Source organism: Collinsella sp. AM20-15AC, assembly GCF_003471405.1.
GTDB lineage: Bacteria > Actinomycetota > Coriobacteriia > Coriobacteriales > Coriobacteriaceae > Collinsella.
This window is the reverse complement of record NZ_QRJA01000008.1, coordinates 73,284-87,708: the sequence shown is the minus strand read 5'-3', so window position 1 is coordinate 87,708 and position 14,425 is coordinate 73,284. Positions and strand designations below refer to the sequence as shown.

The window sequence follows — 14,425 nt, the reverse complement described above, 5'->3', positions numbered from 1 at the left end:
GGCCGAGGCCGCCTCGATCAATTTGCGAAAGAATCTTGACGGTACCGTTCTTCTCAATGACGATGAGCATGCTCCTAATAATTTCTACTCGGAATCAGTTAAGTTCTACCCAATCTATATAAAAAGAGGGTCAAACGAGCTATTTGAAGAGGCTGAAGGTTATTACGACCTAAACGATACTGATGCAAACGTTGGCGTCTATGATTTGGGAAAGGAAGAGATTATTAGCTCGATCGCCTTCCCCTTCGGCGGTGGATACCTCAAAGACATCTCACATGACGGTAAGGCCCTGCTCGGAGTAAGCACAGATGGTGACAAACGCTCGGTATGCCTAGCTGATGCAAAAACCGGAGCAAAGAGCGAGTTTGGCTCTCATTGGTCCGATCTTTGGTTCATGGACGGTGATCGTAGGATTTTGGAAACCTATAACGATGAAAACGACCCCGCAACGGTCCACGTGAACATCTATAAGTCCAATATCCCCCATTCGCTGCCTGAGGATGTGCTGTACTTTGTCCAGAATCATCTACCATTTGTCATTTGCGGCGGCGTGGCGATTGTCCTCATCATCGGTGGCACGATCGTTGTCCTTTGCATCCGCAAGAAGCGTGCGAAGGCCGCGAACGGTGCGGTAGCTGCAGCGCCCAAACCTCAACGCAAGCAGCGTCGACGTCAGAAGCGCGCCCAGCAGAACGCCGTTCCACCTGCAGTACCTGCGATGCCGACGGCACCGGCAGCTCCGACCGAGCCCGCCCGCTTCTGTCGCCACTGCGGAACCCCGCTCGTACCCGAAGCCCAGTTCTGCCCAACATGCGGGCATAAGGTAGACTAGCGAGCAAAACCCAATAGGCCCCAACCACCAAGGCCCCGTTCCGACACATTCCGGAACGGGGCCTTGGCTTGGTGCAGGGGTGCCAATTTGGGACGGTCATCGTCGCACGCCCCATTGAAGTTGCGGTGGAATAGGGACTGTTTTGGCGTCTAGAATCCCTATTTAGTCCCTATTTCACCGCAACTTAAAAGGGGCGCTGACCGGGTTGGTCAGCGCCCCCTTTGCTGAATGGATTAACCACCAAGATAGGCTTTGCGGACGTTATCGTCGTGCAGGAGCTCTTGGCCCGTGCCGGTCATGGTGATCTTGCCGGTCTCGAGCACGTAGCCACGCGTGGCGATCGAGAGCGCCATCTGCGCGTTCTGCTCGACCAGAAGCACCGTGGTGCCGGCCTTGTGCAGGTCCTCGACAATCTGGAAGATCTGCTCAATCAGAATCGGCGCCAGGCCCATGGAAGGCTCGTCAAGCATGAGCAGCTTGGGGTTACTCATAAGGGCGCGGCCCATAACGAGCATCTGCTGCTCGCCGCCCGAAAGGGTGCCGGCGACTTGGCGACGGCGCTCCTTAAGGCGAGGGAACTGCTCGTAGACGCGCTCAAGGCCCGGAGCCACCGTGGACTTGGGCTGCGTGTAAGCGCCCATCTCCAGGTTCTCCTCGACCGTCATCTGCAAAAAGGCACGACGGCCCTCGGGCACCTGGGCCAGGCCCTTGCCCACCAGCTTGTCGGCAGGCGTATGGGTAATGTCCTCGCCCATAAACTTGATGGAGCCGGTCTTGGAACGCAGCAGGCCCGAGACCGTCTTAAGCGTTGTAGACTTGCCGGCGCCGTTAGCACCGATCAAGGCCACGATCTCACCCTCGTTGACGTTAAAGGAGATGTCCTTGATGGCGTGGATAGCGCCGTACCAGACGTTGATGTTGTAGACGGAAAGCATCGGCTCTGCCATTTAGTTCTCCCCCTTATCCTGCTTGCCCAGATATGCCTCGATAACGGCGTCGTTGTTCTGAATTTCCTCGGCCGTGCCCTTGGCGATGACCTTGCCAAAATTAAGCACGCAGATGCCCTCGCAGATGTTCATAACGAGCGACATATCATGCTCGATAAGCATGATGGCGATGCCGAAGGTGTCGCGGATCTTGACGATGTTCTCCATGAGCTCGGCGGTCTCGGACGGGTTCATGCCGGCGGCAGGCTCGTCGAGCAGCAGTAGCTTGGGGTTGGTGGCAAGCGCGCGGACGATCTCCAGACGACGCTGAGCGCCGTAAGGCAGCGATCCGGCCTGCTCGTTTGCCAGATGCTCCATATCAAAAATGGACAGTAGTTCCATGGCGCGCTCGTGGGCGGCCTTCTCGTGCTTCCAATACGTCGGCAGGCGCAGCACGCCCTCAAAGCCGGAGTAGCGCTCCTGGTTGTGCAGACCGACCTTAACGTTATCCTCCACCGTCATGGTGTTGAACAGGCGAATGTTCTGGAATGTACGGGCAATACCCATGCGGTTGACCTGATAGACCGACTTGCCCGAGGTGTCCTCACCGTCAAGCAGGATGGTGCCGTGCGTGGGCTGGTATACCTTGGTGAGCAGGTTGAAGACCGTGGTCTTACCGGCACCGTTGGGGCCGATCAGACCGGCGATCTCGGTCTTGCCGATAGTCAGGCTAAAGTCGTCGACTGCCTTAAGGCCGCCGAACTCAATGCCCAGGTGGATGCACTCGAGTGCCGGGCGCTGGCCCAGGTCGCGATCGGGAACGATGGCGCCAGAAGGATACGGGACCATCTTGCCCTTGTTGAACTCAAACTTACTGGGCATCGGCTGCCACCTCCTTCTTGGGAGCAAAGCGGTCCTTAATGCGTGCGAAGAACGCCTTGAGCTGCGGGTTGTTGGTAAAGATCATGACTAGGATCAGCACGATGGCGTAGATGAGCATGCGGTAGTCCGAGAACTGACGGAGCAGCTCGGGAAGCACCGTGAGCAACGCCGCCGCGATGACGGAGCCGCGCATATTGCCCAGACCGCCCAGGACCACGAACACCAGAATGAGGATGGACGTGTTGAAGTCGAACTTAGTGGCGGAAAGCTGTGAGAAGTTACCGCCGAACAGGGCTCCGGCAGCACCGGCGAGAGCGGCGGAAACCACGAAGGCGATCATGCGGTACTGGGTGACGGAGATGCCCACAGACTCGGCAGCGATCTTGTTGTCGCGCACGGCCATAATGGCACGACCGGTACGGCTGCGAACCAGGTTGAGCACGATCACGAGCGCGACCATAACCAGGATGGCACCGGCGAGGAAGGTCGAATAGGTCGACACGCCCGATGCGCCCTGCGCGCCCTTGATGATGGCGGTGCCGTCCTCGAGCAGGTGCAGGTCGTCGATCGTGGAGTTACCCGTAATGTTAAAGATCACATGCAGGCCGCGGGAGTCGACACCCACGATAAGGCAGGTGACGATCTCTTTGATGATCTCGCCAAAAGCCAGGGTCACGATGGCCAGATAGTCGCCGCTCAGGCGCAGGACCGGGATGCCGATCAAGAAGCCCAAGATGGCAGCGGCGATAGCGCCGACCACAATGCTGATGACAAGACGTATCGGATCGGAGGGGACGGCGCTCTCGAGGGCGACCGCGGTGACAATGCCCGTGTAGGCACCGACACTCATAAAGCCCGCGTGGCCCAGCGACAAGTCGCCCGCGATGCCGACGACGAGGTTGAGGGAAATGGCCATGACGATGTAGGCCGTAATGGGAACCAACTGACCGGCGATCATGCGCGGGATCATATGGTTGGACTGCATAAAGAACACGATGGCGAAGGCCACGATGCACATGGCGTACGTGACAAAGTCGTGACGCGTCTGCTTGTCTTTAAGAAACTTCATAACGCTCACCTACACCTTCTCGGGAACGTACTTGCCCAAGAGGCCGGCAGGCTTGACGAGCAGGACGATGATCAGAACACCAAAGACGATGGAGTTGGCAAGGCTCGTGGAAATGTAAGCCTGCGCCATCGCCTCGATGATGCCGATGAGAATGCCACCGACAAAGGCGCCGGGGATGGAGCCGATGCCGCCGAAGACGGCAGCGTCGAACGCCTTGATGCCGGGCATGGCACCCGTGGTGGGCTGCAGCACCGGCGAGTAGGAGCACAGGAGCACGCCGGCGATAGCGGCAAGTGCCGAGCCGATGGCAAACGTCATCGAGATGGTGCGGTTGACGTTGATGCCCATGAGCTGAGCGGCGGCCTTGTCCTCGGACACGGCACGCATTGCCTTGCCCATCTTGGTCTTACCTGTAAAGAACATCAGGCCGGCCATGATAACCAGGCAGGCGACGATGGTGACGAGCGAGACGGCGCTTACGTTGAACTTGGCCAAGAACTCCGGCACCTGGAAGGTGACGAGCGAAGTGAAGTTCTTGGGCGTGGCGCCCCACAGAAGCTGCGCGGCGTTCTGCAGGAAGTAAGACACGCCGATGGCCGTGATCAGAACGGCCAGAGGGCCTGCTTGGCGCAGCGGCTTGTATGCCAGACCCTCGATGAGAACACCGAGAACCGTGCAGACCACACAAGAGAGAATTACAGATGCCCAGCCCGGGAGGCCGAGATACGACGTGGCGCAGAACGAGACATAGGCACCGACCATGATGACGTCGCCGTGAGCGAAGTTGAGCATCTTGGCGATACCGTAGACCATGGTGTAGCCCAACGCGATGATGGCGTAGACGCTGCCCATGGACAGGCCGTTGACCAAGTATTGGATAAAGACCGTCATGTTCCACATCCCCCTTTCGAATAGGTTTCCAGTTGATGTATGAAACAGGGACGTTACATCGTCCCTAGATACCAAGCAAGCAGGGAAGGCCAAAACCTCCCCTGCTTGGGATCAAAACCGCTCTATATAAGGCGGCCTATTAGGCCTGTACGTACTTGCCGTCGGTAATGACGTACGCCGTCGGGTCCTTCTGGACCTGACCCTTGTCGTTCCAGGAGAGCTTGCCAGTCAGACCGTCAACGGTAATCTTGAGCATAGCCTCGGGAAGCTTCTCGGCAACCTCGGTGGGGTCGGCGTCGACGCCCAGGCCGGCCTCCTTGAGAGCCTCGACCACAGCATGCACGCCGTCGTAGGCGTCGGCGGCAAACTGGTCGGGTGTATCGCCGTACTTATCCTTGTAAGCGTTGACGAAGTCGGCGTTCTTCTCGTCGTCGGCGGAGAACGGGGTCATGAGCAGCAGACCCTCGGCAAGAGAGGTGTCGAAGCCCTCAACGCCCAGGATGCCGTCCATGCCGTCGCAGCCCATCATCTTGACGTCGTAGCCCATGTCCTTGGCGTTCTTGAGCAGGACGGACGCCGGCGTGTAGTAGATCGGCGCAAAGATCATGGTGGCGCCTGCCTGCTTGGCCTTGGTCAGCTGGTTGGTAAAGCTCGTGGCGGAGTCGTCCTTAAAGGTCTCCTCGTCGACAATCTCAAGCTTAGACTTAGCGGCCTGGGCCTTAAAGGAATCTGCGATGCCCGAAGAATAGGCGTCGCCGGAGTTATAGAACAGCACGAACTTCTCGTTCGCATACTTCTCTGCCAGGAACTTGGCAGCGTTGACACCTTGGTTGGGGTCGGTAAAGCAAACCTGGAAGACGCAATCCTTGCCCTTGGTAACGTCCTCGGAGGACGCAGACGGGGTGATCATGAACGTCTCGGGGTCGTTGCCGCACTCGGCGGCAACGGCGACCGACGCACCCGTGGTGGTCGGACCGACGAGGGCCTGCATGCCCCAGTCGAGCAGGGTGTTGAAGGCGTTGACGGCCTTCTCACCGTCAGCCTGGTCGTCCTCGGCCTTGCTGACAAGCGGCAGCTCCTTAGTCGAGAAATCCTTGCAGCCAAGCTCGACAGCCTGTGTAACGGACTTGCCGTAGGACGCGTTGGCGCCGGTCAGCGGGCCGATGGTGCCGATCTTAAACGAAGCGTCGCCCGACGCGGAACCGCTGTCGCCGCCGTTGGAGGAGCAGCCAGCTAGAATGGACATCGCCCCCAGACCTGCTGCGCTCGCGATAACGCTCCTGCGATTCATAACAGGGTTCAATGACTTACCGGTGAGGCTCGACATGCGGCTCTCCTCTCAAATCTCGTCGGGTTTCGGTTACCCGACAGGCCATCCTTCGCCGTGTTCGGCGTTCGCAAAATAGTAGACGCTTTAGTTAGGAAAAGTGGCGAATATTTCAACTTTTCTTTGGATTTGTTCATTTATCCATATTTCTGCGTATTTCTATTTTTTTATGCAGTAATGCCACTTTATTGTGTAAAAGTAATGTTTCCATTCTGTTACAAGCGTTCCCGCTCTTAATAAACATGGTGTCCCCCCTTTTTTTCGCTGGCCGCGGTGCGGCCGTCTTGCGGTACAGGGCAAACCTTATGGCGCAAACGTTGACAGTTTGTTACGGAAGTCCGTTTGTAGCGAGCGTGTTTCCAATGTTTCCGCAGCGTTTCGGGGGTGCCGTTTTGTGCGGCTCCTGTTGCCTGGCGAGCACGCGCCCCCGGTTCACGCTAGAATGCACTCAACCTTTAAGCGGTTTATCCATCCATAAGATGCACGAAGGAGCTATCTATGAGCGAATCCCTGCGCACCGTGAACGTCGGTCTGATCGGTCTGGGAACCGTCGGCGGCGGCGTGGCCCGTCTGATCAAGAGCCACCACGATGAGTACCTGGCAGCCTACGGCATCGACCTTAAGCTGACCCGCGCCTGCGCGCTTGTCTGGGAGCAGGCCGAGGCAGCCGGTATTGAGCGCGAGGCCTTTACGAGTGACTGGCATGACGTCGTCACCGACCCAGCCGTCGATATCGTCGTCGAACTCATCGGCGGCGAGCACCCCGCGACCGAGATCTTCACCACCGCCTTTGAGCACGGCAAGCACGTCGTCTCTGCCAACAAGGCCCTGCTGGGCCGCCATGTCGAGACGCTTGCCGAGAAGGCGCGTGCGTGCGGCGTGCAGATTAAGTGCGAGGCCAGCTGCGGTGGCGGCATCCCCATTGTCAGCACACTCGAGCACGACCTGGTGGGTAACAAGATCCTGACCATCGCCGGCATCCTCAACGGCACCACCAACTACATCCTGTCGCGCATGGACGCCGAGGGCGCCGATTACGCTGACGTGCTCGCCGACGCACAGGCTAAGGGCTATGCCGAGGCCGACCCGTCCGCCGACGTCGACGGCTTCGATGCCGCAAGCAAGACGGCCATCCTCGCCTCCATCGGCTTTGGCACCCGCGTTACCACCGATGATGTGTACCAGCAGGGTATCCGCACCATCGGCGCCGAGGACATCGCCCAGGCCCGCGAGCTCGGCTACACCATCAAACTGCTCGGCATCGCCCGCAACACCGACGCTGGCGTCGACGTTCGCGTGCATCCCACGCTGATCCCCGCAGACCATATGCTCGCCAAGGTCAACGGCGCCATGAACGCCGTCTACGTGGTAGGCGACGCCGTGGGCGAGACCATGTTCTACGGCGCGGGCGCAGGCTCCTTCCCCACCGCGAGCGCCGTCGTGGGCGATATCCTGTCGCTCTCCGAGCAGATCAGCCGCGGCGTGGCTCCGCTGCCCGAGATTGAGCCCTATGGCCACAACCTCGCCTTTAAGCCCATGGACGAGCTCCAGACCAAGTACTATGTGCGCCTGAAGGTCGCCGACCGCGTGGGCGCCCTGTCCGAGACGGTCGACATCTTTGCCAAGCACAACATCTCGATCTCGCTCATCAACCAGGTCGAGGACGGCAAGTCGGGCGTCAGCGATGCCTGCTCGGTTATCTTCCTGACGCACCGCGCGCTCGAGAAGGACGTCCAGGCTGCCGCCGCCGAGCTTGCCAGCGTCGACTGCGTGGCCGAGGTCGCCAACGTCCTGCGCATCGAGGACGTCGAGGCCTGGATCGAAGGCGTTATGGCCAACTAACTCAACGCTCGCCTAGCAATACACGCTTTGAGGGCTCCCGTCCGATGTGGGACGGGAGCCCTTTTGTCTCCTGCCCTAAGCACAACGGCAGAGCACATTTGCGCGAGCCGCTCATCGGTAACGCGGGCTACCGTTCACCGATATGCAAACACGGCCGATTCCGGTTACGGCTACGCTGTGTTGCGAATGTCCGCCCGCGATGAGAGGAAGCACCATGTTGCTCGAGGGCAAGAAAGCAATCATCACCGGAGGCACACGCGGTATCGGCTATGCCATCGCCTGCCGTTTTATCGAGGAAGGCGCTGCCGTCACCGTCTTTGGCTCACGCCAGGAGACTGCCGACGCGGCCGTTGAGAAGCTGGCAGCCGCCTATCCCGACGCCAAGGTCTGGGGCCGCTCCTGCGACCTCACCTCGCTCGAAGCCGTGACCGAGGCCTTTACCCAGGCTGCCGCCGACATGGGCGGCTTGGACACGGTCGTCAACAATGCCGGCATCTCCCAGCGCTCGCCGCTCCTTAACTATACGGCCGAGGAGTTCGCAAAGGTCATGGACCTTAACGTCGTCGCTGTCTTTAATGGCCACCAGGCTGCCGCCAAGATCATGACCGAGGCAGGTCATGGCGGCACCATCACCACCACGAGTTCGATGGTCGCCAAGTACGGTCAGCCCTCCGGCGTTGGCTATCCCACGTCCAAGTTTGCCGTCAACGGTATGGTCCAGTCGCTCTCGCGCGAGCTCGCCCCCATGGGCATTCGCGTCAATGCCGTCGCACCCGGCGTGACCAAGACCGATATGGTCGCCAACCTGCCCGAAGAGGTCATCAAGCCCATCATCGCCACCATTCCGCTGGGTCGCATGGGCGAGCCCGAGGATGTCGCCAACGCCTTTGTTTTCCTGGCGAGTGACATGTCCTCCTACGTCACGGGCGCCGTGCTCCCCGTCGACGGAGCCGCCCGCTCCTAAAGGTCGCAAGCCACGACTTCGAACCTCAACGAAGCTCAACGCAAAAGGCGCGCTGCCTGCATCAACCGCAGACAGCGCGCCTTCTATTATTTGGACGGAACCCGTATCCCGACATTCCTTGCTACTTACCGTCGTCGTCCTCGGCTTCTTCTCTTGCATAGAGCTCCAGCATACGGCGGCGGTATTCGCGTACGGCGAGCTTGGCGCGCTCCAGGCGGCGACGCTCGCGCTGGGTCAGCTCGGACGGGTCGACCTCGTCTCCATAGGTCTTATCGGCAAGCAGGTGCGCCGCGTCCACGATGCGGGCATCGATGTGGCCGCTCGCCGCCTCGGCAGAAAGACGCTCGGCAATCGTATCGAGCGTAGGCAGGCCCTCGAATACGCGACCATGGCCATGCGAAGTCAGCAGCTCATGCTCGCGCGCGAGCAAGCTCGCTAGGTCGTGGTGAGCGCGCAGGATGTCGAGCGCATCGGATGGATGCTCGGCAACCTCTGCCACGGCGGCGACCGGTGCGGCGTCGACCACGCGGTAGAAGAGCTGCGCGAGCAATGGCATCAAGAACACCGTGATGGCGCCGGCGGCAACCATAACCGACGCGATGTCTTGCGACAGCGCACCCGCGTTGACGGCAACGCTCGTCACGGCAACGATGATCGGCAGCGCCGTGGTGCAGTAGAGCGCCACGGTGATGCGGCCATACGCCGAGACATCGCGCGTCGCAGGACAAATGCTCATAGAGATAAGAATGGGCACGGCACGAATAATCAACAACGCCACGATAAAGCCCGCGAGCAAGCCCGGGCGCGACGCCACGGCCGTCAGGTCGATCTTTGCGCCCGATACGGTAAAGAACACCGGAATCAAAAAACCGTAGGCCAGGCCGTCGAGCTTGGTCTCGAGCGTATGGTTGCCCTCGGGGATGATATAGCGCAGGACAAAGCCGGCGGCAAAAGAACCCAACACGATGTCGAGATCAAAGACGGCCGAGAACGCCACGAGCGTGACCAGGATGAGCACCGTCAGGCGCACGAAGGTCTGCGACGTGGTATCGGCGCGCTCCTCAACAAACGCAAAGAAGCGGCTGCCGACGCGCTTGGAGCGGCTTGGGACCACGGCCAGCAACACGCAAACCACCGCAAACAAGCCAAGGATAACGAGCGTTTGGATGCCAGTGCGGGCAGACAACAGCACCGACATGGCGAGCACGGGACCGAGCTCGCCCCAAGTGCCATACGCGAGAATCGAGTCGCCCACGCGCGTGCCGGTGAGCGAGCGCTCACGCATGATGGGCACAAGCGTACCGAGCGCCGTCGAAGTGAGGGCAAGCGTCACGGCGATACCGTCGAAATGACTGACTGAGAACCACGGGGTAAAGCGCACGGCAAGCCAGGCGATACCAAACGTGACGACCCACGTCGCCAAGCCGTAGCGCCCCTCGACGCCCGTGATGCTCTTGGGGTCGATCTCAAAGCCGGCAAGCAGGAACAAAAAGGCCAGGCCCAGCTCGGACACAAGCGAGACCTCAGCATCTACATGGATGACGCCGAGCATATGGGGTCCCAGCACCGCGCCGAGCACGAGCAAAAAGACCGTCTCGGGAACGGGTTTTCCGGGAATCGCCGAGGCGATAAAAGGACTCGCGAAGGCCACGAGTGCGATGATGGCGAGCGAAACGAATGCCATGTGATGCCTTTCTCTTGTTTGCGCTTCACTGTAGCACCCTCGCCGTCCTCAACGCGCCGCGAGCTGTCGTATCATAGTGAGGTTTACAAACATGTGGCTCAAGGCGACCGCAGGGCAGACCCCGCAAACCGACCGCTGCCGCATACCGTACCGTACGCCCAACCGATCAGGAAGGCAGGAACCAATGGTCTCTCGTATCTACGTGGAGAAGAAACCCGGGTTCGACGTCGAGGCTCAGCAGCTCAAGGGCGAGCTGACCGAAATTCTCGGCATCAAGGGCATCGAGGCCCTGAGGATCATCAACCGCTACGACGTCGAGGGCATCGACGAGGAGCTTTTCCGCTCCTGCGTGCCGACCGTCTTTAGCGAGCCCCAGGTCGATGTGACCTACGACGAGCTCCCCGCAAGCGATGGCGCCGTCTTTGCCGTCGAATTCCTGCCTGGCCAGTTTGACCAGCGCGCCGACTCCGCCAGCGAGTGCGTGCAGCTCATCAGCCAGGGCGAGCGCCCCGCCGTGCGCTCCGCCAAGGTCTATATGATCTCGGGCGCTCTGGACGAAGCCGCCGTCGAGGCCATCAAGCACTACGTGGTGAACCCCGTCGAGGCGCGCATCGCCTCGCTCGACCTGCCCAAGACACTGTACATGGAGACCCCCGAGCCTGCGCCCGTCGAGGTGCTCGACGGCTTCCGCGAGCTCGACGAGGCCGGCCTTGCCGCCTTTATCTCCGAGCGCGGCCTTGCCATGGACGAGGCGGACATCGCCTTCTGCCAGCAGTACTTCCGCGATGAGGATCGCGACCCCACCATCACCGAGATCCGCGTGATCGACACCTACTGGTCCGACCACTGCCGCCACACCACCTTCGGCACCGTCCTGGACGACGTGACGATCGATGACGCCGTGGTGCAGCAAGCCTTCGACCGCTACATGGAGATGCGCCACGAACTCGGTCGCGACGCCAAGCCCGTCTGCCTCATGGACATGGGCACCATCGGCGCCAAGTACCTCAAGAAGACCGGCGTCATGACCGATGTCGACGAGTCCGAGGAGATCAACGCCTGCACCGTCAAGGTGAAGGTCGATGTCGACGGCGAGGACCAGGACTGGCTGTTCCTCTTTAAGAACGAGACCCACAACCACCCGACCGAGATCGAGCCCTTCGGCGGTGCCGCCACCTGCGTGGGCGGCGCCATCCGCGACCCGCTCTCGGGCCGCAGCTATGTGTACCAGGCCATGCGCGTCACCGGCGCCGGCGACCCCACCGTCCCGGTTTCCGAGACGCTCGAGGGCAAGCTGCCGCAGCGCAAGCTTGTGACCACTGCTGCCGCCGGCTACTCCAGCTACGGCAACCAGATCGGCCTTGCCACCGGTCAGGTCAACGAACTCTATCACCCCGGCTACGTGGCCAAGCGCATGGAGGTCGGCGCCGTCGTGGGCGCTACCCCGGCAAACCACGTGCGTCGCGAGTGCCCCGCCCCCACCGACAAAATCATCCTGCTGGGCGGCCGCACCGGCCGTGACGGCATCGGCGGTGCCACTGGCTCCTCCAAGACCCAGAACACCGAGTCCATCGAGACCTCGGGCGCCGAGGTCCAGAAGGGCAACGCCCCGGTCGAGCGCAAACTGCAGCGTCTGTTCCGCCGCGGCGACGCCTGCCGTCTGATCAAGCGCTGCAACGACTTTGGCGCCGGCGGCGTCTCGGTCGCCGTAGGCGAGCTTGCCGACGGCCTGTACGTCGACCTGGACACCGTGACCAAGAAGTACGACGGCCTGGACGGCACCGAGCTCGCTATCTCCGAGTCCCAGGAGCGCATGGCCTGCGCCGTCGCCGACGGTGATGTCGAGGAGCTCATGGGTTACGCCGCCGAGGAGAACCTCGAGGCGACCGTTATCGCCGAGGTTACCGCCGAGCCGCGCATGCGCATGGCCTGGAACGGCGTCGCCATCGTCGACCTATCCCGCGAGTTCCTCAACTCCAACGGTGCACCCAAGCACCAGGTCGCCCACGTCTGCGCCCGCAGCGTGTGGCAGCCCAGCTGGGCCGGCACCACGCTTGCCGAGCGCATGACCTCGCTGGTCACCGACCTCAACGTCGCCTCCAACAAGGGCCTTTCCGAACGCTTCGACTCCACCATCGGTGCCGCGACCGTACTCATGCCCTTTGGCGGCAAGACGCAGCTCACCCCGAGCTCTGCCATGGTCGCCAAGTTCCCCGTGGACGGCGAGACCACCACGGCGAGCGCCATGGCATGGGGCTTCAACCCCTACCTGATGGAGGCCGACCAGTTTGCGGGCGCCTACCTGTCCGTGGTTGAGTCCATCGCCAAGCTCGTGGCCGCCGGCTTTGAGCACAAGCGCGCCTACCTCTCCTTCCAGGAGTACTTCGAGCGCCTGCGCACCGAGGCCGAGCGCTGGGGCAAGCCCATGGCAGCCGTCCTGGGCGCCCTTATGGCCCAGGTCGATCTGGGTGCCGGCGCCATCGGCGGCAAGGACTCTATGAGCGGCTCGTTTGAGGACGAGGCCGGTGAGCTCAACGTTCCGCCGACCCTGATCAGCTTCGCTGTTGCCGTGGGTAAGGCCGCCCGTGCCGTCTCGCCCGAGTTCAAGGGTCTGACGCATCGCGTCGTGCGCATCGCCCCCGCCACCTATGGTGAGGACTACCGCCCCGACGCTCAGCAGCTGCTCGCCGCGTTTGACGCCGTCGAGGCGCTCACCGCCACTGGCGACGCCCTGGCCGTCTCCACGCCCGGCTACGGCTGCGGCGCCGAGAGCCTCTTTAAGATGTGCGTCGGCAACCAGATTGGCATCGAGCTTGCCGAGGATGTGGACGTGGAGAGCCTCTTCACCCCGCTCTATGGCAGCTTTATCGTCGAGCTCGCCGAGGATGCCGAGCTGCCTGAGGTCGCCGACGGCGTTGTCGTCGAGCCCCTGGGTACCACCGTCGAGGGCTATGTCATCGATACCGGCTCCGAGGTCATCGAGCTCTCCGAGCTCCAGGAGGCCTGGGAGAGCGGCATCGAGGGCGTCTTTGCCTACCGCAGCGCCGGCGAGACCCCTGAGGTCGAGACCATCGACTTCCGCGCCAAGGATATCCACGTGTACGGCGGCGCCAAGATCGCCCGTCCGCGCGTGATTATCCCGGTGTTCCCCGGCAACAACTGCGAGTACGACAGCGCCCGCGCCTTCCGTGCCGCCGGTGCCGAGGCCGACACCTTCGTGATCAACAACCTCACGCCCGAGGCCGTCGCCGAGAGCACCCACGAGCTTGCCCGCCGCATCTGTGCAAGCCAGATCGTCATGATCCCCGGTGGCTTCTCGGGCGGTGACGAGCCCGACGGCTCCGCCAAGTTCATCACGGCGTTCTTCCGCGCTCCCGAGGTCACCGAGGCAGTCCGCGACCTGCTCAAGGCCCGCGACGGCCTGATGCTGGGCATCTGCAACGGCTTCCAGGCTCTGGTCAAGCTCGGCCTGGTGCCCTACGGTGACATCGTCGACGCCACGCCCGATGCACCCACGCTGACGTTCAACACCATCGGTCGCCATCAGAGCCGCCTGGTGCGCACCCGCATCTCGTCCAACCTGTCCCCGTGGCTGTCGCAGTGCAGCCTGGACGACCCCTACACCGTCGCCATCAGCCACGGCGAGGGCCGCTTTGTCGCCAACGACGAGGTGCTCGCCCAGCTGATCGCCAACGGCCAGGTCGCTACGCAGTACGTGGGCGAGGACGGCAAGCCCAGCATGGACCTTTCCGTCAACCCCAACGGCTCCGCACTCGCCATCGAGGGCATCACGAGCCCCGACGGCCGCGTCCTGGGCAAGATGGGCCATGCCGAGCGTCGCGGCGACAACCTGTACCGCAACGTGCCCGAGTATGTCCCCGGTGACAAGTTCATGCCGATCTTTGAGAGCGGCGTAGCCTACTTCGCTTAAAGCTATCCCATCGGGTACAATCCCCTCGGGTAACAACACCCGCCACCGGCACGCCCGGTGGCGGGTTCTTTTTTGCT

Annotated in this window: 10 protein-coding genes; 4 read left to right on the top strand and 6 right to left on the bottom strand. The window is 61.6% G+C overall.

Going from position 1 to position 14,425, the window contains the following annotated elements:
• Positions 1 to 832 (top strand): zinc ribbon domain-containing protein (locus tag DW233_RS04220; RefSeq protein WP_147357128.1); only part of this gene is annotated, 832 nt, incomplete at its 5' end.
• A gap of 233 nt (positions 833 to 1,065) precedes the next feature.
• Here the strand turns inward: DW233_RS04220 and DW233_RS04215 are convergent.
• From DW233_RS04215 to DW233_RS04195, 5 genes are all read right to left on the bottom strand, one after another.
• Positions 1,066 to 1,767 (bottom strand): ABC transporter ATP-binding protein, encoded by a 702-nt coding sequence (locus DW233_RS04215; RefSeq protein WP_035137222.1) that lies wholly within the window; start codon positions 1,765 to 1,767, stop codon positions 1,066 to 1,068.
• 12 nt (positions 1,768 to 1,779) lie between these two features.
• A complete protein-coding gene (locus tag DW233_RS04210; RefSeq protein ID WP_089573307.1) occupies positions 1,780 to 2,640 on the bottom strand; it encodes an ABC transporter ATP-binding protein in 861 nt (286 codons plus the stop codon).
• On the bottom strand, positions 2,630 to 3,709 hold the full coding sequence (locus DW233_RS04205; protein ID WP_118266858.1) for a branched-chain amino acid ABC transporter permease: 1,080 nt from the start codon (positions 3,707 to 3,709) through the stop codon (positions 2,630 to 2,632). Before DW233_RS04205 ends, DW233_RS04210 begins: the two co-directional genes overlap by 11 nt.
• A gap of 9 nt (positions 3,710 to 3,718) precedes the next feature.
• Positions 3,719 to 4,600, bottom strand: a complete 882-nt coding sequence (locus DW233_RS04200; protein ID WP_117582912.1) for a branched-chain amino acid ABC transporter permease — start codon at positions 4,598 to 4,600, stop codon at positions 3,719 to 3,721.
• A 139-nt stretch (positions 4,601 to 4,739) separates the two neighbouring features.
• Complete coding sequence (locus DW233_RS04195; protein WP_117637819.1) at positions 4,740 to 5,927, bottom strand: ABC transporter substrate-binding protein; 1,188 nt, start codon at positions 5,925 to 5,927, stop codon at positions 4,740 to 4,742.
• 498 nt (positions 5,928 to 6,425) lie between these two features.
• On the opposite strand from DW233_RS04195, the gene DW233_RS04190 reads away from it, so the two are divergent.
• Both DW233_RS04190 and DW233_RS04185 read left to right on the top strand, forming a co-directional pair.
• The gene (locus tag DW233_RS04190) at positions 6,426 to 7,769 is read left to right on the top strand and encodes a homoserine dehydrogenase (RefSeq protein WP_118266856.1); all 1,344 of its coding nucleotides are present in this window, start codon (positions 6,426 to 6,428) and stop codon (positions 7,767 to 7,769) included.
• 214 nt (positions 7,770 to 7,983) lie between these two features.
• The gene (locus DW233_RS04185) at positions 7,984 to 8,733 is read left to right on the top strand and encodes an SDR family NAD(P)-dependent oxidoreductase (protein ID WP_118266854.1); all 750 of its coding nucleotides are present in this window, start codon (positions 7,984 to 7,986) and stop codon (positions 8,731 to 8,733) included.
• 121 nt (positions 8,734 to 8,854) lie between these two features.
• Here DW233_RS04185 and DW233_RS04180 read toward each other — a convergent pair whose 3' ends face one another.
• Complete coding sequence (locus DW233_RS04180; RefSeq protein ID WP_118266852.1) at positions 8,855 to 10,417, bottom strand: cation:proton antiporter; 1,563 nt, start codon at positions 10,415 to 10,417, stop codon at positions 8,855 to 8,857.
• Positions 10,418 to 10,601: 184 nt separating this feature from the next.
• On the opposite strand from DW233_RS04180, the gene DW233_RS04175 reads away from it, so the two are divergent.
• Positions 10,602 to 14,348 carry a phosphoribosylformylglycinamidine synthase gene (locus DW233_RS04175; RefSeq protein ID WP_118266850.1) on the top strand — a complete coding sequence of 1,249 codons (3,747 nt, stop codon included), beginning with the start codon at positions 10,602 to 10,604 and terminating at the stop codon, positions 14,346 to 14,348.
• Positions 14,349 to 14,425: the final 77 nt, after the last annotated feature.